The organism is Streptomyces sp. NBC_00258, from assembly GCF_036182465.1.
In the GTDB taxonomy this organism is placed as follows: Bacteria; Actinomycetota; Actinomycetes; order Streptomycetales; family Streptomycetaceae; genus Streptomyces.
Genome location: NZ_CP108081.1, coordinates 8,455,547 through 8,479,327 on the forward strand (window position 1 = coordinate 8,455,547; position 23,781 = coordinate 8,479,327).

At 70.7% G+C, this 23,781-nt stretch carries 21 protein-coding genes; 12 read left to right on the forward strand and 9 right to left on the reverse strand.

Translation table 11 applies throughout. The features are described 5' to 3' along the window. The first annotated feature begins 27 nt into the window (after positions 1 to 27). Positions 28 to 672 carry a PhzF family phenazine biosynthesis protein gene (locus OG718_RS37745; protein ID WP_328846326.1) on the forward strand — a complete coding sequence of 215 codons (645 nt, stop codon included), beginning with the start codon at positions 28 to 30 and terminating at the stop codon, positions 670 to 672. 146 nt (positions 673 to 818) lie between these two features. Here OG718_RS37745 and OG718_RS37750 read toward each other — a convergent pair whose 3' ends face one another. Beyond that, positions 819 to 1,478, reverse strand: a complete 660-nt coding sequence (locus OG718_RS37750) for a biliverdin-producing heme oxygenase (RefSeq protein WP_328846327.1) — start codon at positions 1,476 to 1,478, stop codon at positions 819 to 821. 177 nt (positions 1,479 to 1,655) lie between these two features. Beyond that, complete coding sequence (gene map / locus OG718_RS37755) at positions 1,656 to 2,513, reverse strand: type I methionyl aminopeptidase (RefSeq protein WP_143631300.1); 858 nt, start codon at positions 2,511 to 2,513, stop codon at positions 1,656 to 1,658. A gap of 61 nt (positions 2,514 to 2,574) precedes the next feature. Here map and OG718_RS37760 point away from each other — a divergent pair, with 61 nt between their 5' ends. Next, positions 2,575 to 2,805 (forward strand): hypothetical protein, encoded by a 231-nt coding sequence (locus OG718_RS37760; protein WP_143631298.1) that lies wholly within the window; start codon positions 2,575 to 2,577, stop codon positions 2,803 to 2,805. Between the two features lie 129 nt (positions 2,806 to 2,934). Here the strand turns inward: OG718_RS37760 and OG718_RS37765 are convergent, their stop codons facing one another. Together OG718_RS37765 and OG718_RS37770 are read right to left on the reverse strand one after the other, a co-directional pair. Further along, positions 2,935 to 4,263 (reverse strand): MFS transporter, encoded by a 1,329-nt coding sequence (locus OG718_RS37765; RefSeq protein WP_328846328.1) that lies wholly within the window; start codon positions 4,261 to 4,263, stop codon positions 2,935 to 2,937. A 141-nt stretch (positions 4,264 to 4,404) separates the two neighbouring features. Then, a complete protein-coding gene (locus OG718_RS37770) occupies positions 4,405 to 5,007 on the reverse strand; it encodes a hypothetical protein (RefSeq protein WP_143631296.1) in 603 nt (200 codons plus the stop codon). Between the two features lie 102 nt (positions 5,008 to 5,109). On the opposite strand from OG718_RS37770, the gene OG718_RS37775 reads away from it, so the two are divergent. The 3 genes from OG718_RS37775 (at position 5,110) to OG718_RS37785 (ending at position 7,266) form a co-directional block, all read left to right on the forward strand. After that, entirely contained in the window at positions 5,110 to 6,189 is a 1,080-nt protein-coding gene (locus tag OG718_RS37775; RefSeq protein ID WP_328846329.1) for a sialidase family protein, read from the forward strand. Between the two features lie 37 nt (positions 6,190 to 6,226). After that, complete coding sequence (gene npdG, locus OG718_RS37780) at positions 6,227 to 6,931, forward strand: NADPH-dependent F420 reductase (protein WP_143631292.1); 705 nt, start codon at positions 6,227 to 6,229, stop codon at positions 6,929 to 6,931. 146 nt (positions 6,932 to 7,077) lie between these two features. Continuing rightward, positions 7,078 to 7,266 carry a hypothetical protein gene (locus tag OG718_RS37785; RefSeq protein ID WP_143631290.1) on the forward strand — a complete coding sequence of 63 codons (189 nt, stop codon included), beginning with the start codon at positions 7,078 to 7,080 and terminating at the stop codon, positions 7,264 to 7,266. Here OG718_RS37785 and OG718_RS37790 read toward each other — a convergent pair. Then, positions 7,256 to 8,056, reverse strand: coding sequence for a site-2 protease family protein (locus tag OG718_RS37790; RefSeq protein WP_328846330.1), 801 nt, complete (start codon positions 8,054 to 8,056; stop codon positions 7,256 to 7,258). The two genes, OG718_RS37785 and OG718_RS37790, sit on opposite strands and share 11 nt — an antisense overlap. A gap of 340 nt (positions 8,057 to 8,396) precedes the next feature. Here OG718_RS37790 and OG718_RS37795 point away from each other — a divergent pair, with 340 nt between their 5' ends. Further along, positions 8,397 to 11,732, forward strand: coding sequence for an AfsR/SARP family transcriptional regulator (locus OG718_RS37795; RefSeq protein WP_328847902.1), 3,336 nt, complete (start codon positions 8,397 to 8,399; stop codon positions 11,730 to 11,732). A 43-nt stretch (positions 11,733 to 11,775) separates the two neighbouring features. Here the strand turns inward: OG718_RS37795 and OG718_RS37800 are convergent, their stop codons facing one another. The 3 genes from OG718_RS37800 to panB form a co-directional block, all read right to left on the reverse strand. Next, complete coding sequence (locus OG718_RS37800) at positions 11,776 to 12,612, reverse strand: ABC transporter permease (protein ID WP_143631286.1); 837 nt, start codon at positions 12,610 to 12,612, stop codon at positions 11,776 to 11,778. Beyond that, positions 12,609 to 13,634 carry an ATP-binding cassette domain-containing protein gene (locus OG718_RS37805; protein WP_143631284.1) on the reverse strand — a complete coding sequence of 342 codons (1,026 nt, stop codon included), beginning with the start codon at positions 13,632 to 13,634 and terminating at the stop codon, positions 12,609 to 12,611. The genes OG718_RS37800 and OG718_RS37805 overlap by 4 nt, the downstream gene beginning before the upstream one ends. Before the next feature lie 271 nt (positions 13,635 to 13,905). Next, the gene (gene panB, locus OG718_RS37810; RefSeq protein WP_143631282.1) at positions 13,906 to 14,772 is read right to left on the reverse strand and encodes a 3-methyl-2-oxobutanoate hydroxymethyltransferase; all 867 of its coding nucleotides are present in this window, start codon (positions 14,770 to 14,772) and stop codon (positions 13,906 to 13,908) included. 204 nt (positions 14,773 to 14,976) lie between these two features. Here panB and OG718_RS37815 point away from each other — a divergent pair, with 204 nt between their 5' ends. The 4 genes from OG718_RS37815 to OG718_RS37830 all read left to right on the forward strand — a co-directional run bounded on the left by OG718_RS37815 (position 14,977) and on the right by OG718_RS37830 (position 19,862). Continuing rightward, on the forward strand, positions 14,977 to 16,551 hold the full coding sequence (locus OG718_RS37815) for an MFS transporter (RefSeq protein ID WP_328846331.1): 1,575 nt from the start codon (positions 14,977 to 14,979) through the stop codon (positions 16,549 to 16,551). A gap of 129 nt (positions 16,552 to 16,680) precedes the next feature. After that, positions 16,681 to 17,310, forward strand: coding sequence for a TetR/AcrR family transcriptional regulator (locus tag OG718_RS37820; protein ID WP_328846332.1), 630 nt, complete (start codon positions 16,681 to 16,683; stop codon positions 17,308 to 17,310). Positions 17,311 to 17,518: 208 nt separating this feature from the next. Beyond that, a complete protein-coding gene (locus OG718_RS37825) occupies positions 17,519 to 18,556 on the forward strand; it encodes an endonuclease/exonuclease/phosphatase family protein (protein ID WP_143631278.1) in 1,038 nt (345 codons plus the stop codon). A gap of 88 nt (positions 18,557 to 18,644) precedes the next feature. Next, a complete protein-coding gene (locus tag OG718_RS37830; protein ID WP_328846333.1) occupies positions 18,645 to 19,862 on the forward strand; it encodes an MFS transporter in 1,218 nt (405 codons plus the stop codon). A gap of 201 nt (positions 19,863 to 20,063) precedes the next feature. Here the strand turns inward: OG718_RS37830 and OG718_RS37835 are convergent, their stop codons facing one another. Further along, positions 20,064 to 21,818 (reverse strand): NAD+ synthase, encoded by a 1,755-nt coding sequence (locus OG718_RS37835; RefSeq protein ID WP_328846334.1) that lies wholly within the window; start codon positions 21,816 to 21,818, stop codon positions 20,064 to 20,066. A gap of 364 nt (positions 21,819 to 22,182) precedes the next feature. Here OG718_RS37835 and OG718_RS37840 point away from each other — a divergent pair, with 364 nt between their 5' ends. Both OG718_RS37840 and OG718_RS37845 read left to right on the forward strand, forming a co-directional pair. Further along, positions 22,183 to 22,923 carry a DUF998 domain-containing protein gene (locus OG718_RS37840; RefSeq protein ID WP_328846335.1) on the forward strand — a complete coding sequence of 247 codons (741 nt, stop codon included), beginning with the start codon at positions 22,183 to 22,185 and terminating at the stop codon, positions 22,921 to 22,923. Further along, entirely contained in the window at positions 22,920 to 23,747 is an 828-nt protein-coding gene (locus OG718_RS37845; RefSeq protein ID WP_328846336.1) for an alpha/beta hydrolase, read from the forward strand. The genes OG718_RS37840 and OG718_RS37845 overlap by 4 nt, the downstream gene beginning before the upstream one ends. Positions 23,748 to 23,781 lie beyond the last annotated feature (34 nt).

Sequence of the window (23,781 nt, forward strand, 5' to 3'; positions counted from 1 at the left end):
CCACTCCTGTAGTGCTTGAATGCCCGCGTGACTGATTACGACGTGCTGCGGGTCTTCTGCGGACCGCGCGGTGAGTACGGCAACGAACTCGGGGTCGTGCGGGAAGGTTCCGTACTGCCGGAGCGGGACGAACGACAGGCGTTCGCGGCCAAACTCGGGTTCAGCGAGACGGTGTTCGTGGACGATCCCGAGCGCGGGGTCATCGACATCTACACACCCAGTGTGCGGCTGCCCTTCGCCGGATACCCCTGTGTCGGCGCGGCCTGGCTGCTCGACGTACCCGAACTCGTCACGCCCGCGGGCGTGGTGGGCACCCGCCTCGACGGCGAGTTCAGCTGGATCGAGGCCCGCCCGGAGTGGCCGGAGCCTCGCACACTCCGCCGGTACGACACGGCGGCCGAGGTCGACGCGCTGGAGGTGCCCCCGCCCGGCGAGTGGATCTACGCCTGGGCCTGGGAGGACGAGGCGGCCGGCCGTATCCGCGCCCGCGGCTTCCCCGGCCGCGGCGACGGCGTGCACGAGGACGAGGCCACAGGCGCCGCGGCCCTCCAACTGACAGCCCAACTGGGCCGAGCCCTGAACATCATCCAGGGCACAGGCTCCCAACTCCTCACAGCCCCACAGCCGGAGGGCTGGGTGGAGCTGGGCGGCAGGGTGTTCCTGGAGCACTGAGAAGAGGGGCCGCGCCCCTTCGGCGAGACACGGCCGCACGTTTCATGCGGGCCGTGCCCCCGGCTTCTTGCTTTTAGGGGCGCGGGGAACTGCGCGACCAGCCCTCACGCACCCGCACCCGAAACCCAGCCCAAAAGGCGGAGCGCTCACGCACTGATGCGGAACTCTTCCCCCAAGGCAACGAAGATCGCGATGTTGAGCGCGAACGCCCGCTTGCACTCGGCGATGATCCGCTGCTTCTCCAGATCATCCGCGAGCACACCGTCGAGCAGCTCGCGATACCCCCGCTTGAACGCGGCAGGGTTCCCGATGTCCTCGAACACATAGAACCGCACCCCGTCCCCCTTGCGCGCGAAGCCCCACGTCTGCTCCGCCTTGCTCCGCAGGACCTGGCCACCGGAGAGGTCGCCGAGGTAACGGGTGTAGTGATGCGCCACGTACCCACCGGGCCACGTACGCGCGCACTCGGTGATCCGCGCCGTGTACTCCTCGGTCGCGGGCAGCGCGGTGACGCTCTCGCGCCAGTCCGGGCCCCGCAGATGCGCGAGGTCCCGCTCCAGCGCGGCCACCCGCACCAGCTCGGGGCGCAGGAACGGCCCCGCCACGGGATCGCCGGCCAGCTCGCGCCCGCCTTCCTCAAGCGCCCGGTAGACGAACCACAGCTGCTCGGTGTACCGCGTGTACGCGTCCACGCCCAGCCTGCCGCCCAGCAACTCGCTCATGAACGACGAGTCGTGCGCCTGCCCGTGCTGCTCGTGCGACGCGGTGCGGATGAGCGTCGAGAACGGTGTGCTCGGCGAGTTCATGAAGACCTCCGGGGCCGAAGGGAGACGAGAGCCGGGCTTATCTTCTATGGTTAGGCTTACCTAAGTCAACAGGTTTCCCGACGCCCTGTCGGTAAAACCGTACCCCGGATCCCCACCCGATCCACATAAAAAGCCGCCCCTCTGTTCGAGCGGGCGGCTTGGTGCGGAAAAGGCCGGTTACGGCAGGGTCAGCACCTCGGCCCCGCTGTCCGTGACGACCAGCGTGTGCTCGAACTGGGCGGTTCGCTTCCGGTCCTTCGTCACGACGGTCCACCCGTCGTCCCACATGTCGTACTCGTGCGTCCCCAGCGTCAGCATCGGCTCGATCGTGAACGTCATCCCCGGCTGGATCAGGGTCGTCGCGTGCGGGCTGTCGTAGTGCGGGATGATCAGCCCCGAGTGGAACGACGAGTTGATGCCGTGCCCGGTGAAGTCCCGCACGACCCCGTACCCGAACCGCTTCGCGTACGACTCGATGACCCGGCCGATGATGTTGATCTGCCGGCCGGGCTTGACGGCCTTGATGGCACGGTCGAGGGACTCACGGGTCCGCTCGACGAGCAGCCGCGACTCCTCGTCCACGTCACCGACGAGGTACGTGGCGTTGTTGTCGCCGTGCACGCCGCCGATGTACGCCGTCACGTCGAGGTTGATGATGTCGCCGTCCCGCAGGACCGTGGAGTCCGGGATGCCGTGACAGATGACCTCGTTCACGGAGGTGCACAGGGACTTCGGGAAACCGCGGTAGCCGAGCGTGGACGGGTAGGCGCCGTGGTCGCACATGTAGTCGTGGGCGACCCGGTCCAGCTCGTCCGTGGTGACGCCGGGCGCGATGAGCTTCGCGGCCTCGGCCATCGCCCGGGCGGCGATCCGCCCCGCGACACGCATCGCCTCGACCGTCTCCGGGGTCTGGACCTCCCCTCCGGTGTACGGCGTGGGGGCGGGCTTGCCCACGTACTCGGGACGCCTGATGTTTCCCGGCACGGGACGGGTGGGAGAAAGCTCCCCTGGTACGAGCAGCGACTGGCCAGACATGCCAGCGAGTCTAACCAGCGGGTGGTGGGGGACGATGTCCCTGGCGAAAGGAGCCTCAGCCATGGCCCTGTTCAAGAAGCGGACCGTCGGGAAGCCGGGCGAGTGGTACTACTGCCTGGAGCACAAGAAGGTCGAAGAGGGGCCCGACTGCCCGGGCAAGGACCGGTTCGGCCCGTACGCGTCCCGCGGCGAGGCGGAGCAGGCGATGGAGATCGCCCGTGAGCGGAACCTCGAGTGGGAGAACGACCCCCGCTGGCATGACTCCGCCGCGCGGAACTCGGACGACGACTGACGGCTCCGCCGGAAGGGTCGTCATGAACCTGCGGGTCCGTCGTGGCTGATCGCGCAGTTCCCCGCGCCCCTGGCTTTTGTCTTTTAGGGGCGCGGGGAACCGCGCGACCAGCCCCCACCGGCCCGCAGCCTAAGAACCGGCCTCAACCTTCCCCCGTGCCTCCTTCAACCGCACCGCATGCTCATTCGTCCGCACGTCGTACGTCATGAGCTTCGGGAGGCACAACGCGAGCGCCCCCACCGCGGCCACGCACAGCACACCCCCGGCCCACACAGAGCCCCGCACACCGATCCACGCGGCCATCCCGCCGGCCCGTACCTGTCCCAGCTGGGGCCCCACCGAGTACGAGAGCAGCTCGATCCCCGCCAGCCGCCCCCGCAGCTCGTCCGGGATCGTCTGGTTCCACATCGCCGCGCGGAAGATTCCGCTGACCATGTCGAAACACCCGCCCAGCATGAGGAACAGCAGCACCAGCCACACATCGTGAACGGCCCCCGCGGCCACCATCGCGAGGCCCCAGAACGCCGCAGCCAGCACCACCATCCGCCCGTGCCGGTGCACCCGGGACGTCCACCCGCTCGTCAGGCTCACCAGCAGCGACCCGGCGGGCAGGGCCGCGTACATCAGGCCCAGCGACCACTCCGCGTCCAGCTCGTCCGCGAGGAAGGGCAGCACGGCAAGCGGGAACGCGAAGAACATGGCAGCCAGGTCGATGGCGTACGTCCCCAGCAGTTCCTTGCGGCTCCACGCGTACTGGGCGCCCTCCAGGATCGACCGCAGTGACGGTTTCGCGGCCTCGTGGGAGGCGGGCGAGGCCGCGAGACCCACGGCGAGCACGACCGACACCACGAAGGTCCCCAGGTCCGCGGCATAGGCCCAGCCCAGCCCGGCGTATGCCACGACGAGCCCCGCGACCGCAGGACCCGCGACCCCGCCGACCGTCCACCGCAACGAGTTGAGCGCGGCCGCCGCAGGCAGGTGCTCGTGCCGCACGATGCGCGGCGTCAGCGCGTCCAGAGCGGGCCGCTGGACGGCGACGAGCGAGGAGGAGAGCGCGGCGACGGCGTACAACGGCCACACCAGGGGATCCGGCAGCAGCGCGTTGACCAGCAGCACGCCGCTCAGCAGCCCCTGCCCCACCTCCGTCCAGAGGATCAGCTTCCGCTTGTCCAGGGCATCGGCGAGCGCTCCGCCGTACAGCCCGAACACGATCAGCGGGACGAGTTCCACCGCGCCGATCGCGCCGACGGCCACCACGGAGCCGGTCAGCTCCTTCATCTGCACCGGCAGCGCGACGAACGTCAGGAAGCTGCCGAAGTTGGTGACGAGCCCTGCCACCCACAGCCGCCGGAAGTCGGCGGAGGTCCGCCACGGCGCCAGATCGGGCAGCAGCGCGCGCAGGCGCGAGGGGGCCGGGCCGGGGGCAGGTTCGGGGGTGTCGCAATCGGGTTCCGTCACGAGGTGTCATGGTCCGGCGCGGCCCCCGACGAGGACAACCGCTTTTCCGACCACGGAGGACCTTCAGGCCACCGGCGGATACGTCACCAGCACGTCGGCACCGACTAGTGCGTCACTGGCAAGGCGGTACCGGCGCGTTCGTCACCAGCGCGCCGGCGGCGGAGACGTCAACTGGTCCGCCAGCCGCGACAGCCGGTCCCGCAGCCGCCGCCTGCCGCGCGGCGAGGGCAGCGAGTTCTCCCCGGCAGCCGCGCTCACCAGGTGCTGCACGGTGTCCAGGTCGAGGTCCGGCTCCGACGGCACCGCGAGCGCCTCGTGCGCCATCGCGTGCAGTTCACGGTCGCCGCAGTCCAGCGCCAGGACCGTCGCTCCGGCCCGGCGCGCGTCGTGGACCCGCTCCAGGAGTGGGGCCCCGGGGGCGTCCGGCGCCACGACCAGAAGCGTCTCGCCCCGCCTGGCCGCCTCGATCCGGCCGAGTCCGACGGCCAGATGGGCCGGGTCCCCGGGCCGTGCCCCGTGCCGTACGAGCGTCGGCGTCAGTTCCGGCGTGCCCGACCAGGCGGCCTCGTCCACCAGATGCGCGGCGAGGTGCCACGGCTCGTACTCCGCCGTCCCCACCAGCAGCAGTCCGCCCCCGTGCGGCAGCACGGAGGACCGCAGCGCTCCCGCGAACCGCCGCGTGGCACCCGGCCACTCGGTCCCGGCGAGCACTTCGCGCAACAGGGCGACCCGTACGGCATCCATGCGCACGCATCCTGCCGCAACCGGCCACTCGTCAGGTGGCGTTCACCATGAATTCGCCCGGGGTGGGCAGAGTGTCCGTCCCAGTCGGTAAGGGAGGGTTCCATGGCCAGTACTGAGACATCCGTGCCGTTCCGGGCGGGACAGGAGGGCTACGCGAGCTTCCGCATCCCCGCCGTCGTCGCCACGGGCGGGGGAACCCTGCTTGCCTTCTGCGAGGGCCGGGTCGGTTCCCGCGACGATTTCGGGAACATCGACATCGTGCTGAAGCGCTCCACGGACGGCGGCCTGACCTGGGGCCCGCTCCAGGTCGCCGCAAAGAACGGCGACGCGCTCTCCGGGAACCCGGCCCCCGTCGTCCTCGACACCGGCCGCGTCCTGCTCGTCCACCTCCGCAACGCCGCCCTCGCCACCGAGGACGCCATCCGCCGCGGCAAGGTGAGCGCCGCCGACGGACGCCGCGTCTGGGTCCAGCACAGCGACGACGAGGGCCTCACCTGGTCGAGCCCGAAGGAGATCACGAAGCAGACGAAGAAGGACTCCTGGCGGTGGTACGCCACCACCCCGGGCCACGCCCTCCAGTTGGGCACCGGCCGGGTCGTGGTCCCCGCAAACCACTCCCTCCCGCCGGCCGGCAAGGACACCGGCACCGAGGGCAAGTACAACGGCGGGCACTGTCTGCTGAGTGACGACGACGGCGAGACCTGGCGCATCGGGTACGTCGACGACAACACCGACAACTACATCAACGTGAACGAGACCACGGCCACCGAACTCCCCGACGGACGCGTCTACTTCAACACCCGCACCGACTCCACCGCCCCCGGCACCCGCGCCGACGCGTACTCGCGGGACGGCGGCCAGACCCTGGTCAAGCCCTTCCGTCCGCAGGCCGGCCTCACCGGCCCGGTCGTCGAGGGCAGCGTGCTCCAGCTCCGCGACCCGGACGTCCTGCTGTACTCCGGCCCCGCCGATCCCGGGTTCCGAGCCCTGATGACGATCCGCGCCAGCACCGACGACGGCGTCACCTGGCGGCCCGCGCACACCGTGGACGGGCTGCCCGCCGGGTACTCCGATCTCGTCCGCGTCGACGACGACACCGTCGGACTCCTCTACGAGACGGGCGACTTCGGCGCGTACGAGACGATCGTCTTCCGCAGGGTGCCCGTGACGGGGCTCACCTGAGCGCCGCGGACGGGAACCGCGCACGTAAAGTCGGCCCATGACCTCTACTGACAGTGCACAGAAGGCGCCCGCGAAGGACCCCTGGGACCTTCCCGACGTGTCCGGGCTCGTCGTCGGCGTACTCGGCGGCACCGGTCCGCAGGGCAAGGGCCTCGCCTACCGGCTGGCGCGGGCCGGCCAGAAGGTGATCATCGGGTCGCGGGCCGCGGAGCGCGCGCAGGCCGCCGCCGACGAACTCGGACACGGCGTCGAGGGCGCCGACAACGCCGAGACCGCCCGCCGCAGCGACATCGTGATCGTCGCCGTGCCGTGGGACGGACACGGCAAGACGCTGGAGTCCCTGCGCGAGGAACTGGCCGGCAAGCTCGTCGTCGACTGCGTCAACCCGCTCGGCTTCGACAAGAAGGGCGCGTACGCGCTGAAGCCCGAGGAGGGCAGCGCCGCCGAGCAGGCCGCCGCCCTGCTGCCGGACTCGCGGGTCACCGCCGCCTTCCACCACCTCTCCGCGGTCCTCCTCCAGGACCCGGAGATCGCGGAGATCGACACGGACGTCATGGTCCTCGGCGAGGAGCGCGCGGACGTCGAGATCGTCCAGGCGCTGGCCGGCCGCATCCCCGGCATGCGCGGCATCTTCTCCGGGCGGCTGCGCAACGCCCACCAGGTCGAGTCGCTGGTGGCGAACCTGATCTCGGTGAATCGCCGGTACAAGGCCCACGCGGGTCTGCGTCTGACCGACGTGTAGTCGTGCGGCGGGTTCCGCACCCGGTGCGTGCGGGCGGGCTCCGGACGTGGGGGACACTGGAGCAGCAGTGTCCCCCCGACGGGACCGGGCAGAGTCCCGCCGACGGGACGGACAGCAAACGACAGGACCGACAGGAGCCGCACCCCATGTCCCGACTCGCCCTCTACGCCCTCGTCGTCTGCCTGCTGGCCACCGCCGCGGCCGTCGTCTCCTTCGTCCAGGGCAGCTGGCTGGGGATCGTATGGGTGCTGCTCGCGGGGCTCTCGTCCAACATGACCTGGTACTACCTGCGCCGGGACAGGGCGCGCCGCCAGGCGCCGTCCGTCACGGGGTGACCGAGCAGTACTCGTTGGTCTCCGTCCAGAAGCGGTAGAGGTCCTGCCCGCAGTACGTCTGGAACTCGTCGATGTTCAGGCTGCGCAGCAGCGCGTCGATCACGTCGAAGAACACACCGTTCACCGCCGGGATCCACAGGATGGCGATCACGAGGAGCAGCCCGAAGGGCGCGAGGGGCTCCACCTGGCGGCGGATGTTGTGCGACAGCCAGGGCTCGATCATGCCGTAGCCGTCCAGGCCCGGCACCGGCAGGAAGTTCAGCAGCGCGGCCGTGACCTGGAGCAGCGCGAGGAACGCGAGGGCGAACCGGAAGTCCGCCGGTACGCCGTCCAGCGCGTTCAGCCAGAACGGGGCCGTGCAGACCACCGCGAACAGCACGTTCGTCAGCGGGCCCGCCGCCGAGATCAGGCTGTGCTTCCAGCGGCCCTGGATCCGGTTCCGCTCGATCCAGACCGCGCCGCCCGGCAGACCGATACCGCCCATCATCACGAAGATGACGGGCAGCACGATGCTCAGCAGGGCGTGGGTGTATTTGAGCGGGTTGAGGGTCAAATACCCCTTCGCGCCGATCGAGATGTCGCCGCTGTGCAGGGCCGTGCGCGCGTGCGCGTACTCGTGCAGACAGAGCGAGACGATCCAGGCCGCCGTCACGAACAGGAAGACGGCCACGCCGGGTTGCTCGGCGAAGCCCGTCCAGGTGGCCCATCCGGTCACCGCGGTGACGGCCACGATCCCGAGGAAGACGGGGCTGATCCGCCGGTCGCTGTGGCGGGTGGTGGCGGTGGTCATGGGGTCGGGCTCCCTGGGGTTCGCTCAGCGGGCTTCATGCTGAGGGGCGTGCCCGACCGTACCGGGCGTATGCCGAAAACGTCTCGCGATCGCCTGTGAGTTCCGGGGAGGGTGGACCCATGAGGTCGTGGCAGGTGTTCTACGCGGGCACGCGGGCGCAGTGTGAACCCGTACCGGGGGAGCGGTCGCTGCGTTCGGCCGATACCCGGGCCAAAGGGTCCGAACTGGCAGAAAACCGCACATCGCAGGACCCCGCGGAGGCCGGGGCCCTCGTCACGACCGACATCCCGGGCGCCACTCCGCAGGAACCCCGCGACCCGTGCTGAGACCACCGGAGACAATGGACCCCGTGCGCTACCGCATTCTCGGCACCACCCAGGCACTCCGCGGTGACGGAACCCCCGTCCCGGTCGGCGGGGCGCGGCTGCGTGCCCTGCTGACCGTGCTCGCCCTGCGGCCGGGACGGACCGTGCCCGCGGCCGTGCTGGTCGACGAGGTGTGGGGCGCCGACCCGCCCGCCGACGCCACGGGTGCCTTGCAGGCCCTGGTGGGCCGGCTGCGCAGGGCGCTCGGCGCGGACGCGATCACGTCCGCGGAGGGCGGCTACCGGCTGTGCGCGGCGGCCGACGACATCGACCTGTACCGCTTCGAGCGGCTCGCCGGGGAGGGCGCCCGCGCGCTCGCGGACGGCGACCCCGGCAAGGCGGCCGTCGTCCTCGACGACGCCCTCGCGCTCTGGCACGGCCCCGCCCTCGCCGACCTCCCGGACCGCATCGCCGAGTCGTCCCGCTGGGAGACCCGCCGCCTCGACGCACACCGCGCCCGCCTCACCGCGGCCCTCGCCCTCGGCCAGGCCGAGCAGTACCTCCCCGACCTCACCGCCCTCAGCGACGCACACCCCCTGGACGAGCCCCTCCAGCTCCTGCGCCTGCGTGCCCTGCGCGACGCGGGCCGCACCGCGGAGGCACTGGCGGGCTACGAATCCGTACGACAGCTCCTCGCCGACCGTCTCGGCACCGACCCGGGACCCGAACTGCGGTCGCTGCACGGGGAGTTGCTACGGGGGGAAACGAGTGAGAACGGACACCGGCCGACGTCGTACGAGCACCCGCCCGGGCCCGATCCCTCGCCCGGCATCCGCGACAGCACCGCCCCCCTCGGCAACCTTCGCGCCAGGCTCACCTCGTTCGTCGGCCGGCACACCGACCTGGAGACCATCCGCGGGGACCTCGGGGCCGCCCGGCTCGTCACACTGCTCGGGCCCGGCGGGGCCGGCAAGACCCGGCTGTCCCAGGAGGCCGCCGAGAGCGTGGCCGCGTCCGTGCCCGACGGGGTGTGGCTGGCCGAACTCGCGCCCGTCGACGACCCGGAGGCCGTACCCGAGGCCGTGCTCACAGCGGTCGGAGCGCGGGAGACCGTGCTGCGCGGCGCCGGCGCCGAGGAGATGCGGGCCGTCACCGACCGGCACGACGACCCCCTCGCCCGGCTCACCGAGCACTGCGCCAAGCGCCGCATGCTGATCGTCCTCGACAACTGCGAACACGTCGTGGACGCCGCGGCCCGCCTCGTCGAACAGCTCCTGGAACGCTGCCCCGGACTGACCGTACTGGCCACGAGCCGCGAACCCCTCGGCGTACCGGGGGAGTTGCTGCGTCCGGTGGAACCGCTGCCCGAGCCCTACGCGCTGAAGCTGCTCGCCGACCGGGGCGCCGCGGCCAGGCCCGGCTTCCGCGTCGACGCCGACGCCGAGACCGCGGCGGCCGCCGCCGAGATCTGCCGACGGCTCGACGGACTGCCGCTGGCCATCGAACTGGCCGCCGCCCGGCTGCGGATGCTCACCCCGCGGCAGATCGCCGACCGCCTCGACAACCGCTTCCGCCTCCTCACCTCCGGCAGCCGTACGGTCCTGCCGCGCCAGCAGACACTCCGTGCCGTCGTCGACTGGTCCTGGGACCTCCTCGACGAGGACGAACGGGACGTGCTGCGGCGGCTGTCCGTCTTCGCCGGCGGCTGCGACCTCGCCGCCGCCGAGGCCGTCTGCGGACCCGCCGCCCTGGAGGGGCTCGGCTCGCTCGTCGACAAGTCCCTTGTCGTCGCGGCCCCTTCACCCCTGGGAGGGGCCGACGGCGAGATGCGCTACCGGCTCCTGGAGACCGTCGCCGAGTACGCCGGGGAGCGGCTCGACGAGTCCGGCGAACGCCCCGCCGCCGAGCGCGCGCACCTCACGTACTACCGCGAACTCGCCCGCACCACCGAGCCGAAGCTGCGCGGCCCCGGCCAGCGCGCGGCCATCGAACTGCTCCAGGCCGAAGGCGAGAACACGCGCGCCGCACTGCAGCGCGCCGTCGCCGAACACGACGAGCAGGAGGCGCTCTGCCTCGTCCTCTCCCTCGCCTGGTACTGGCAGATCCGCGACCTGCGCACGGCGGCACGCAACTGGTGCCGCGAGGTCATGGCGCTCGGCCCGGACCCGTTCGCGCCGCCCGCCGAACCCGCCGTCCCGCTCTACGAACCGTGCACCGCGACTCCGCCACCGATGCGTCCGGAGGTCCTCGCCGAGGCCCGGCGCGGTGTCCACCTCCTCCATCTCGCCTGTATGGACCTGGAGTTGGAGACCTGGCAGACCCCGGAGGCCGAGGCGAAGCTGCTGGCCATCACCGAGGCCTACCGGCCCGGGCTCCCACAGGTCTGCCGCAACCCCGGCTATCTCTGGTTCTACGCCGTGATGCTGACCGGCGACATGGACCGGCTGCGCGAGGTCATCGACGCGAGCATCGCCACCTGCCGGGAGCTCGGATACCAGTGGGAGCTGGCCGGCTCCCTGCAGATGCGCGCCAACATCCTTGCCAACCGCACCGACTGGGCCGGTGACGCCACCCGTGACGCGGACGAGTCGCTGGAGATCTTCGTCCGCATCGGGGACGGCTGGGGCGCCGCCGAGGCACTCTCCGCACGGGGCGAGGCCCTTGAACGCAAGGGTGAGTACCAACTCGCCGCGGCGGACTACCGGGCGGCCATCACCTACGCCGAACGCCTCGGTGCCCACGCCCAGACGGCCATCCTCACCACCCGCCTCGGCAGCGTGCTCATCGACCTGGGGGAGGCCGAGCGGGGCGAGCGGCTGCTCCGCGAAGTCCTGGACCAGGGCTACGGAGCGCGCAACGAGGCGATGCCCGCGGCCCGGCTCTTCCTCGCGATGTGGCTCGGCCGCACCGGCCGGCTTGCCGAGGCCCGCACCCAGATGGCCCGGATGCGTGAGGAGTTCGCCGCTGTCCATTTCGTGGTCTTCGACGCGTACGTGCTCGGCGTGGAGGCCTGGCTGGACGCCGTGGAGGGGCTGTACGAGGAGGCGGTGACGAAGGTACGGGGCGCCCTGCGGCGGGCGGAGGACCCGCTGAGCCTCATGATCTCGCCGAACATGCTGTCGGCGCATCTGGCCACCGCCGCCCTCGCGCTGTCCGGTGTCGACGGCGGACAACGGGCCCGGGACGCCACCCGCTGTCTCGGCGCCGCCGACGGGCTGCTGCCGTCCGGCCACTTCCGGTCCCCGATCGAACGCCATGTGCGGGAGCGCGCCGAGACGGCCGTACGCGCCCTCCTCGACAACGAGGCGTACGAGGCCGCCTACGCGGAGGGCGGCGGCCTCTCCGCTCAGGAGGCCGCCGCCCTGGTCTGACGACGCGGATCGTGGACGTGCCGTGGTCCGGTGAGCGTGAACGTCAGCTCTTGGTACGGAACTTGTGGATCGCGACCGGCGCCATCACGGCGGTGATCGCCACCGACCAGCCGAGGGTCACCCACAGGTCGTGCGCGACCGGACCGCCCACCATCAGCCCGCGGGCCGCGTCGGCGAGCGTGGACAGCGGGTTGTAGTCGGTGAACGCCTGCAGCCAGCCGGGCATCGATGCCGTCGGGGCGAAGATCGACGAGCCGAACTGCAGCGGGAACAACACGAGGAATCCCATCGCCTGCACGGACTGTGCGTTCTTCAGGATCACGCCCAGGGTGAGGAACACCCACATGATCGACGAGGCGAACACCGCGGCCAGGCCCACGGCCGCGAACAGGCCGGGCCAGCTGTTGATGTCGAACCCGACCAGGACGGCGACGATCATCAGCACGGTCGTCGCGAACAGCATGCGCACGAGTTCCACGGAGACCTTCGCGAACAGCACCGAACCGCGGCCGATCGGCAGGGACCGGAAGCGGTCCATGACACCGGAGTTGAAGTCCTGGCTGAAGCCGGTGCCGACGCCCTGGGACAGCGTCATGCTCATCATCGCGATCATGCCGGGGATCACGTACTGCACGTACCCGTCCTGACCGCCGCCCAGGGCCTGCCCGATCGAGCCGCCGAAGACGTACACGAACAGCAGGGTGAAGACGACCGGCATCAGCAGCGCGTCGAACATCGACTCGGGGTCCTGCCGGATCCACAGCAGGTTGCGGCGGACGAGGGCGCCGGTGTGGCGCAGATGGCCGCGCAGCGGGATACGGCCGTCCGCCTTGGCGTCGGCGGCGGAAAGGCCGGCGGTGGAAAGAGTGGTGGCGCTCATACGGCGACCTCCTCGAGGTCGGGGGCGGGCGTCGCGTCCTGCGGGGCACTGGCGCGGTGGCCGGTTAGGGACAGGAAGACCTCGTCCAGGCTGGGCAGTTCGGTGGTGACGGAGGAGAGCGTGATGCCGCGCGCGACGACCGCGCCGACCACGGCGGTCAGCTGCTCGTCGCTGAGGATCGGGACCAGGACGGCACCGCGTTCGGTGTCCACGGTGCTGGCGGCGAGGCCGGTGAGGCCCAGCTCGTCGAGCGCGGCGGCCAGGGGCCGCAGCTGCAGCGGATCGACCGGGCGGACCCGCAGAGTACGGCCGCCGACCTTCGCCTTCAGCTCCTCGATGGCGCCGCCCGCGATGACCTTGCCGTGGTCCACGACGGTCAGCTCGGAGGCGAGCTGCTCGGCCTCCTCCATGTACTGGGTGGTGAGCAGGACGGTGACACCGTCGCCGACCATGCGCTTGATCTCGGTCCACACCTCGTTGCGGGTGCGCGGGTCGAGGCCGGTGGTGGGCTCGTCGAGGAAGAGGACGGAGGGCTGCCCGATCATCGACGCGGCCAGGTCGAGGCGCCGCCGCATACCTCCGGAGTACGTGCTCGCGGGCCGCTTGGCGGCATCGGTGAGCGAGAAGCGCTCCAGCAGTTCGTCGGCGCGGGCGCGGGCGTCCTTGCGCGGCAGGTCGAGGAGCCGGCCGATCATGTAGAGGTTCTCCCAGCCGGGGAGCTTCTCGTCGACGGAGGCGTACTGGCCGGTGAGACCGATCACACGACGCAGCTGTCGCGGCTGCCGTATGACGTCGTAGCCGGCGACGTTCGCCTGCCCGGAGTCGGGGGAGAGGAGCGTGGACAGGATGCGTACGAGGGTGGTCTTGCCGGCGCCGTTCGGTCCGAGCACACCCATCACGGTGCCCTCGCGGACGTCCAGGTCCACGCCGTCCAGTGCCTTGGTCTCGCCGTAGTGCTTGACCAGCCCCCGTACGGAGACGGCGGCGTTTCCGCCGCTGGGGTTGTTGTCGATTCGCGTCATGCCGCCAAGGTGTCAGCCCCCACCGACAAACCACCGACATCCCACCGACATCGCCGATATGTCACCGACAATCGGTTGTCCCATGTCGGCTGCGGGTGCGTTGTGGCTGGTCGCGCAGTTCCCCGCGCCCCTTGAAAGACAAAAGCCAGGGGCGCGGGGAACTGCGCGACCAGCCGAGACGGACCCGCGGCCGAATACCGTGCCCCCTGCGGAGCAAAAGGGCAGCCCGCCGACGGGGGAAGATCGGCGGGCTGCCTGGTGCCGCAGTGGACTAGTGGACGGAGTGCTCCTCCAGAGGGAACGTTCCGCCGACGACGTCATCGGCGAAGGCCTTCGCCGCGTCGCCCATGACCTCACGCAGATTGGCGTACTGCTTCACGAACCGAGGCATCTTGCCCCCGGTGAGCCCGAGCATGTCCGTCCAGACCAGCACCTGCGCGTCGGTGTCCGGCCCCGCCCCGATCCCCACCGTGGGAATGTGCAGCACCCGGGTCACCTCGGCGGCCAGCTCCGCCGGAACCAGCTCAAGGACGACCGCGAACGCTCCGGCGTCCTGCACGGCCTTGGCGTCCCGCAGCAGCTGCTGGGCGGCCTCCTCGCCGCGCCCCTGGACGCGGTACCCCATCGAGTTCACGGACTGGGGGGTGAGCCCGATGTGCGCCATCACCGGGATGCCGGACTCCACGAGCAGCTCGATCTGCCGGTGCGACCGCTCGCCGCCCTCCAGCTTCACCGCTCCGACCCCGGCCTCCTTCACCAGCCGGGTCGCCGAGCGCAGCGCCTGCACCGGCCCCTCCTGGTAGGACCCGAAGGGCAGGTCGCCGACGATCAGGGCGCGCGAGGTGCCCCGTACGACGGCGGCCGAGAGCATGGTCATCTCGTCGAGGGTGACGGGCACGGTCGACTCGTACCCGAGGTGACAGTTGCCCGCCGAGTCGCCGACGAGCATGACCGGGATACCGGCCTCGTCGAAGACGGACGCGGTCATCGCGTCGTACGCGGTGAGCATCGGCCACTTCTCGCCGCGCTCCTTGGCGGTGGTGATGTCGCGGACGGTGATGCGGCGTGTGCCCTTGCCCCCGTACAGCGCCCTACTGCTGCTGTCGGTGGTCTCCCGGGCAGCCGAAAGCTGCGTCATTGCAACGGCTCCTTCTGTCATCTCGAAGCGCCCTCACGGCGTCTCCGGATCCCCTCCATGGTGGCACCTCGTGCCAGGGAACGGCTAGAGGGGGCACTCTCTCCCCGCGAGCGGGGCACTCGCGCCCCACGTCCCCGTAAGGTCTCGGTAAAGGGTTTCAAATACGAGACGGTCTCGTATCGAATCTCCCCTAGGCTTTTCGGCATGACAACTCCCGCCGTCCCTGCCACCCGCATACCGGAAGCCGTGCACCGGCGCCGCTGGGCGATCCTCGGCGTCCTGATGCTCAGCCTGCTGATCGTCGTCCTGGACAACTCGATCCTGAACGTCGCGATCAAGACCATCTCGACGCCCGCCCCGACCGGCCTGGGAGCCACCCAGAGCGAGCTGGAGTGGGCCATCAACGCCTACACCCTCGTCTTCGCGGGCCTGCTCTTCTCCGCGGGCCTCCTCGGCGACCGGCTCGGACGCAAGAAGGTCCTGCTCGGCGGACTCTTCGTCTTCGGCGTCGGCTCGGCGCTCGCGGCCTCCTCCGGGACACCGGTCGAGCTCATCTCGTTCCGCGCGGTGATGGGCCTTGGCGCAGCCTTTGTGATGCCGGCCACCCTCGCGGTCCTCATGAACGTCTTCGAGCGCGACGAGCAGCCGAAGGCCATCGGCATCTGGGCGGGCGGCGTCGGCCTCGCCATCGCCATCGGCCCGATCACCGGAGGCGTACTCCTCGACCACTTCTGGTGGGGCTCGGTCTTCCTGATCAACGTGCCGATCGTGATCCTCGCCCTGGGCCTGATGGTGTGGCTCGTCCCCGACTCCCGCGACCCGAAGCCGGGCCGGATCGACCCGGTGGGCGTCGTACTGTCCGTCGTCGGGCTCGTCCTGCTCGTCTACGGCATCATCAAGGGCGGCCAGCTCGCCGACTTCACGGACCCCACGGTCCTCGCGACCATCGGCGCCGGACTCGCCGTACTCGTCGGCTTCGTGGTGTTCGAGAAGCGCAGCAGCCACCCGTCGATCGACGTCACCTACTTCAAGGACAAGGTCTTCTCGGCGGCGATCAGCGCCATCGCGCTCGTGTTCTTCGCGCTGATGGGCGTCACCTTCTTCGCCGTCTTCTACACCCAGAGCGTGCGCGGCTACTCGCCCCTGCAGACCGGCCTGCTGATGCTGCCGCTGGCCGTCGCGCAGCTCATCTTCGCCCCGCGCGCCCGGCTCGTCGTGGACCGCTTCGGCAACAAGGCCACCACCACCGGCGGCATGCTCCTCATCGCCGCCATGCTGGCCGCGTTCGCCACGCTGGAGGCGGACACGCCGATCTGGATCCTTGAGGTCATCTTCTTCCTCATGGGCGCCGGAATGGCGCACATCATGACGCCCACCAGCGTCGTGATCATGCAGGCCCTGCCCCGCGAGAAGGCCGGCTCCGCCTCCGCGCTCAGCAACACGTTCCGCCAGGTCGGCGGCGCCCTCGGCATCGCCGTACTCGGCTCGGTGCTGTCCGCCGCGTACCGCTCGGGCATCGAGGACAAGCTGCCCGCCGCCGCCCGGCACACAGCGGGCGAGTCCATCGAGGCGACGCTGGGCTTCGCCGCGAAGCTCGGCCCCAGGGGAGACGCCCTCGTCGGCCCGGCCAACGACGCCTTCCTGCACGCGATGCATGTCACAGCCCTGTGCGGCGCGGGAGTCGCCCTCGTCGGCGCCGTGGTCGTGGGCCTGTTCCTGCCGGGCCGCACACCGGCCCCGGAGGAGAAGGAGACGGAACTGGTGGGCGCGGACAGCTGAGCCGTACGGCAAGGAACCGGCCACCCGGGACGGCGAGCGACCGAACTCCCCGCGCACCGGGGAGAATCAACGGGGCAGCCGGCCGGACACGGGCGGCGGAACAGCGGGATTCGAGAGCGGAGCGAGGACGTGGGCGTCGCGGAGCAGGAGGCGGGAGCGGCCGGCGGGAGCGGACCCGTCAGAGGGCGCCCGCGCAGCGAGGCCGTCGAGCACGCGATCGTCGAGGGCGTCATGAAGCTGCTGGAGGAGGGCATTCCGCTCGCGGACATCTCCATCGAGCGGGTCGCCCGTATCGCCGGTGTGGGAAAGGCCACCATCTACCGGCGCTGGAGCGGTCGCGAGGAGCTCTTCTGCGACGTGCTGCGCACCGCCGAACCGCCCGACCCGGAACTGCCCGGCGTCTCCATGCGCGAGGACCTGATCATCCTGCTCGAATCGCTGCGGCAGCGCGGTCTGGCCAACCGCTCCTCGGCGATCATGCACAACGTCCACGCGCAGATGAAGAGCAGCCCCAAGCTGTGGAAGGTCTACCACTCGGCCGTCATCGAACCGCGCCGCCGGATGACGCTCGACGTGCTGCGCCGCGGCCGGCTCAACGGCGAACTCCGCGCGGACGTCGACGTGGAACTGGCCAACGACCTCTTCGTGGGCCCCATGCTCGTACGCGCCGTCATCCGCCCGGACGCCGGGCTGGAGGAGGGCCTGCCCGAACGGATCGTGGACACGGTCCTGGCGGGACTGGGACCCGCCGCCTCCTGAACGCACCGGCAGAGGGCCGCCAACCCCCGCGGCAATGTGCGCGTTTCGTCACAGACCGCCCCCATCGGGCCCGCAACCGGAACTCCTCACGTCGACTCTTTCGTCCTCGTGCCCGTACGGCCGTCATGGCACGGCGAGAACAAACGCGATCATCCCCTAGGGTCTTATCCGCAGGGATGGTGTGCACGGCACTTGGTGAGGCGACGGTATGGCGCAGGCGTACAAGACGGAGACGGGCAGCGGTGACCAGGGGTCCGACCGCAGAGAACCCCGGCTTCGGCGCCTGCTCTCCACCCTCCGCAACGACCGGGGCATCTGGCGCCGGGGCATCGTCCTCGCCGCCTTCGCCCTTGTGCTCGCCCTGGTCATGGGGCTGCACGCGCGGATCCCCAACACCATCGGCAACCTCGGCAGCCTCACGGAGACGTTCCTGCCCTGGCTGGCCGTCCTCATCCCGGTGCTGCTCGTCCTGGCACTGGTCCGCAGGTCCGCGACCGCGCTGATCGCCGTGCTGCTGCCGGCGATCGTCTGGCTCAACCTCTTCGGCGGGCTGCTCGCCGACCGGACCGGCGGTGGCGGAAATCTCACGGTCGCCACGCACAACGTCAACGCCGACAACCCGGACCCGGCCGGCACGGCCCGTGACGTGGCCGCGTCCGGTGCCGACGTGGTCGCCCTGGAGGAGCTGACGGCCTCGGCGGTCCCGGTGTACGAGCAGGCCCTGGACTCGACGTACAAGTACCACTCCGTGCAGGGCACGGTCGGCCTGTGGAGCAAGTACCCGCTGAGCCGGTCCGGGCCGGTCGACATCAAGCTCGGCTGGACGCGTGCGATGCGGGCCACGGTCACCGCGCCGGACGGGAAGCTCGCGGTGTACGTGGCCCATCTCCCCTCCGTGCGGGTGAAGATGGAGGCCGGGTTCACCGCGCGCCAGCGCGACAAGAGCGCCGACGCGCTCGGTGAGGCCATCGCCGACGAGAAGCTCCCGCAGGTCGCGCTGCTCGGCGACCTGAACGGCACGATGAACGACCGCGCGCTGAACGCCGTCACCTCGCAGATGCGCTCCACGCAGGGCGCGGCGGGCAGCGGCTTCGGGTTCAGCTGGCCCGCGTCGTTCCCGATGGCCCGGATCGACCAGATCATGGTCAAGGGCGTCGAACCGGTCACGTCCTGGACCCTCCCGGAGACGGGCAGTGACCATCTTCCGATCGCCGCCCGCGTGAAGCTTTCGGCAACCGGCTCGTAACCCCTGGGAATACTGGGGCTGGGACGCTTTGTTCCGTAGATGAACATAAGCTGTACGGAACTCCGCTCACCCTTTGAAAGGCCCCCTCATGCCCCTGGCCCTGCTCGCCCTCGCCGTGGGCGCCTTCGGCATCGGCACCACCGAGTTCGTGATGATGGGGCTGCTGCCCGACGTCGCGGACGATCTGGGCATCTCGATCCCCAGCGCCGGCCACCTCGTCTCGGCGTACGCGATCGGTGTCGTCATCGGCGCCCCGCTGCTCGCCGCGGTGACCGCCCGAATGTCCCGCCGCAAGGTTCTGATCGGTCTCATGGTGCTGTTCGTCGTGGGCAACACGCTTTCGGCCTTCGCTCCCGACCACCACTCTCTACTTGCTGCTCGTTTTCTCAGCGGTCTGCCGCACGGCGCCTTCTTCGGCGTCGGAGCCGTCGTCGCCACCGGCCTGGTTCCCGCCGAGCGCAAGGCCCGCGCCGTCTCGTTGATGTTCCTCGGTCTGACCGTCGCGAACATCGCGGGTGTGCCCGCCGCGACGCTGGTGGGCCAGAACTTCGGCTGGCGCGCCACGTTCCTGGGCGTCAGCGTGATCGGGCTGGTGGCCATCGCGTCGCTGGCGCTGGTGCTGCCGCGTGACGAATCCCACGCTCCCGCCGCCGGGCTGCGTGGTGAACTGGCCGCGCTCAAGTCGCTGCCGGTCTGGCTGGCCCTCGGGACCACCGTCGCGGGCTTCGGCGCGCTCTTCTCGGCGTACAGCTACATCACGCCGATGCTCACGGACTCCGCCGGGTACGCCGACTCCAGCGTGACCCTGCTGCTTGCGCTGTTCGGTGTGGGCGCGACGATCGGCAATCTGCTCGGTGGCCGCCTGGCGGACCGCTCGATGCGGGGCACGTTGTTCGGGGGGCTTGTCTCGCTGGTGGCGGTTCTGGTTCTCTTCCCGGTTCTGATGGGGACGGCCTGGAGTGCGGCTCTGGCTGTGGTGCTGCTCGGCACGGCGGCGTTCGTCACCAGTTCGCCGCTTCTGCTGATGGTCATGGAGAAGGCTTCCTCGGCTCCGTCGCTGGCCTCGTCCGCCAATCAGGCCGCGTTCAACCTTGCCAATGCCGGTGGTGCGTGGATCGGTGGGATCACGTTGGCGGCTGGGTTCGGGACGACATCACCTGCTCTGGCGGGTGCAGGGCTCGCGGTTCTGGGTCTGGGCGTGGCCACACTCGCGTATGTCGTGGACCGTCGTCGGGTGACTGTCCGTGCCGGGCGGGTTGTTGCCGGGGGTGTTCCGCGGCGTGTGGAGACTGCCGCCCGTCGGTGACCTCCGGCTGTCGCCCGTGGGTTGTGTGTGGCTGGTCGCGCCGTTCCCCGCGCCCCTCGGGTTCGTGGTGGGGCGGGGACGTGCCGGGACATCCGAGCTTGCTCTGTGGGAAGTCGGGTGGGCCCGGAAGCGCGGCGCTCGCACGTCCCGGCACGTCCCCTCACGTCTCGGGGACGGGTGCCGGTCCGGTGCCCTTCCCGCTCAGACGTTCTCGCGCCACCTGTTGGTGATCGGCAGGCGGCGGTCCTTGCCGAATCCCTTCGCGGAGATCTTGGTCCCCGGCGGGTACTGCCGTCGCTTGTACTCCGCCGCGTCGACCATCCGCAGGGTCTTCGAGACCAGTTCGTGGTCGAAGCCCGCGGCCACGATCGCGTCGGCGCCCGTGTCCCGGTCCACGTACAGCTCCAGAATTGCGTCCAGGACGGGATAGTCCGGCAGCGAGTCCGTGTCGATCTGGCCGGGTCGTAGCTCGGCGCTGGGGGGCTTGGTGAGGGAGTTCTCGGGGATCGGCGGGGTCTGACCACGTTCGGCCGCCGCGCGGTTGCGCCACTGGGCGAGTCGGAAGACCGACGTCTTGTAGACGTCCTTGATCGGGCCGTACGCGCCCACCGAGTCGCCGTAGAGCGTCGAATACCCCACCGCCAGCTCGGACTTGTTGCCCGGAGCCAGCACGATGTGCCCCTCCTGGTTGGAGAGGGCCATCAGCATGGTGCCGCGCAGCCGCGACTGGAGGTTCTCCTCGGCCAGGCCTTCAAGCATCAGCGACCCCATGTACGCGTCGAACATCGGCTCGATCGGTACGGTCCGGAAGTTGAGCCCGGTGCGGCGGGCCAGTTCGGCCGCGTCGCCCATGGAGTGGTCCGAGGAGTACTTGGACGGCATCGACACGCCGTACACGTTCTGTGCGCCCAGCGCGTCGCAGGCGAGCGCGGCGACCAGCGCGGAGTCAATGCCCCCGGACAGGCCGATCAGCACGGACCGGAATCCGTTCTTCGCCGCGTACGCCCGTAGTCCGACCACGAGTGCGGAGTAGACCTCTTCGTCGTCGTCGAGTCGGTCCGCGTATCCGCCGGTGAGCTCCGCCTCGTATGCGGGCAGCGGCTCCGAGGAGAGGACGAGGTGGTCGATGCGCAGGCCGTCGTCCACGATGCCGGAGGGGGTCGTGCTGTTCGCGGCGGGCAGTTCGAGGTCGAGGACGATGCAGCCCTCCGCGAACTGGGGCGCCCGTGCCACTACTTCCCCGTTTCTGTCGACGACGATCGAGTCCCCGTCGAAGACGAGTTCGTCCTGGCCGCCGATCATCGCGAGGTACGCGGTCGTGCAGCCGGCCTCCTGCGCACGCTTGCGTACGAGTTCGAGCCGGGTGTCGTCCTTGTCGCGCTCGTACGGCGAGGCGTTGACGGAGAGCAGCAGGCCGGCCCCGGCGGACCGGGCGGCCGGGACACGGCCGCCGTCCTGCCAGAGGTCCTCGCAGATGGCGAGCGCCACGTCGATGCCGTGCACACGGATGATCGGCAGGGTGTCTCCGGGCACGAAGTAGCGGAACTCGTCGAAGACGCCGTAGTTCGGCAGGTGGTGCTTGGCGAAGGTGAGCGCCACCTGGCCGCGGTGCAGCACGGCTGCCGCGTTGCGCGGGGCGCCCGCCGGCTGGCCGTACTTCGGCTGGGCCGTCTCCGAACGGTCGAGGTAGCCGACGACCACCGGCAGCTCCCCGAACCCCTCGTCGGCAAGCCGGGCGGCGAGAGCGTGCAGGGTCGCGCGGGACGCGTCGACGAAGGACGACCGCAGCGCCAGGTCCTCGACCGGATACCCGGTCAGCACCATCTCCGGGAACGCCACCAGGTGCGCTCCCTGCTCGGCGGAGTGCCGGGTCCAGCGGACGATCGCCTCGGCGTTCCCGGCGAGATCGCCGACGGTCGAGTCGATCTGATTCAGGGCGAGACGTAGTTGAGCCACGTGGCGAGTGTAATCGTCAGAGCGACGAAATGGGGGGCGGGTGGGGGTGACCGGGACGTTTGTCGGCCGCGGGCCGTCGGAGGCCGGTCGCGCAGTTCCTCGAGCTCAAGGTTTTTGTCTTTTTTGGGGGGCTCAGCCCTCACCGGGCCGGCAGCCGTCTCCCGGGCGTGAGGGGACGTGCCGGGACGTGCGAGCGCCGCGTTTCCGGGCCCACCCGACTTCCCACAGAGCAAGCTCGGATGTCCCGGCACGTCCCCGCCCCACCACGAACCCGAGGGGCGCGGGGAACGGCGCGACCAGCCACACACAACCCACACCCGACAAAACATGCGCAACAAACCCCCCACCCCGATCATGGGCACCAATGATCAAGCCCCGCCCGACCACAGCCACCCTCCTGGCCCTCGGCGCGCTCGCCTACACCGCCTGGACACTCGAGGTCGTCCTGACGACAGGCCTCGCCCCCGCACACACGTACGTGAGCGAACTGGCCGCCAGGAACCAGCCGCACGGCACCCTGTTCCGCACGACGGACCTGCTCGCGGGCACCCTGGTGTGGGCCGCAGGCCTGCTGGCATCGCTCCGGCTGCCCTCCCCGGGGCGGTGGACAAGGGTCGGCTGGGTCGCACTCGTCCTCTTCGGCACGGCCACGGCCGTGGACTCCCGCCTGCCACTCAGCTGCGCACCCACCGCGGACCCGGCGTGCGCCGCGCAGGAGCGCGCGGGACTGGTGCCGGTGGCCCATTCCGCGCACTCCGTGAGCAGCACGGTCGCCCTGTGCGGCATCCTCGTCGCCATGGTGGCCCTCACCCTCACCGCACGCCGGTACGCGCCCCGGGCGCCCCTGGCTCGCTCCGGCCCCGCCCTGATGACGCTCGAACTGGCCGCCACCGCCTGGACGCTGGCCGCCATCGCCGCGCTGGAGGCGGGCCACGACGGCTGGGGCCTGGGCGTCGCCCAGCGTCTTCAGGTGGGCGTCATCGCGGTTTGGCTGGGGGTGCTGGCCGTCTCGCTCGTTCTCCCCAGGACAGCCGGCGCACCTCGGGGACCGGACGTGCGCGACAGGGAACGCACCCCGGCCGGGTTTGGAGACACCCGCCCATGACCTTCGTACGCATCTCTGGAGTTCCCCACCACATCCGCGTCGACGGCACCGGGCCCGTCTGCGTGCTCAGCGCCGGCCTGGGGATGGCGTGGTTCGACTGGGATGCCGTGGTTCCGCTGCTCGCCCCGCATCGCACGGTCGTCCGTTTCGACCGGCCGGGGCTCGGGCTCAGCGGCCACGCGCGCGCGTGGCCCACGCTCACCGGTGAGGCGGAGCGCATCGCGCGCGTGCTCGACGCGGCCGGGGTCGGGGCCGGTGTGCCCGCGACCGTGGTGGGGCACTCGCTCGCCGGGTTTCACTGCGAGGCGTTCGCCCGGCTGTTTCCGGAGCGGACGGCCGGGCTGGTGCTCGTCGACTCCAGCATTGAGGAGGCGCCCCGGGGCAGGAGGGCCCCCGAGTTCGGGGACGCGTGCACGCGCGTGTGCGGCATGGTGCTGTCCGCCGCGGGTGTTCCGCGCGTCCTGGGGCCCTTCCTGCGGCGCGCCGCGGTTCGCGTCGGGCGGCACAGTGGCCGTGATCCGGCCCCGGACGACCTCGTTCGCCGTGCCTACTCCACCAGCCGTTTCCTGCACGCCGTCCTCGCCGAGAACGGCCGCTACCGGGACCAGGCCATCGAACTGGCCTCCCTGAGGGGGCGGGTTCCGCTGGACGCGCCGTCCGTCACCGTGCTCGCCGCGTACGAGGGCGGTTCACGTCATTGGCTCGATCGGCAGCGAGTCCTTGCCGAGCGGCTCGGCGGTACGTTGCGTGTGTCCGCGCCCGCCGGTCATCTTGTGATGCTCGACCGTCCTCAGGACGTCGCGGACGCGATTCTGGACACATGAGCGCGCCCGTCCCTCGCCGAGAAGATGGCGCGGG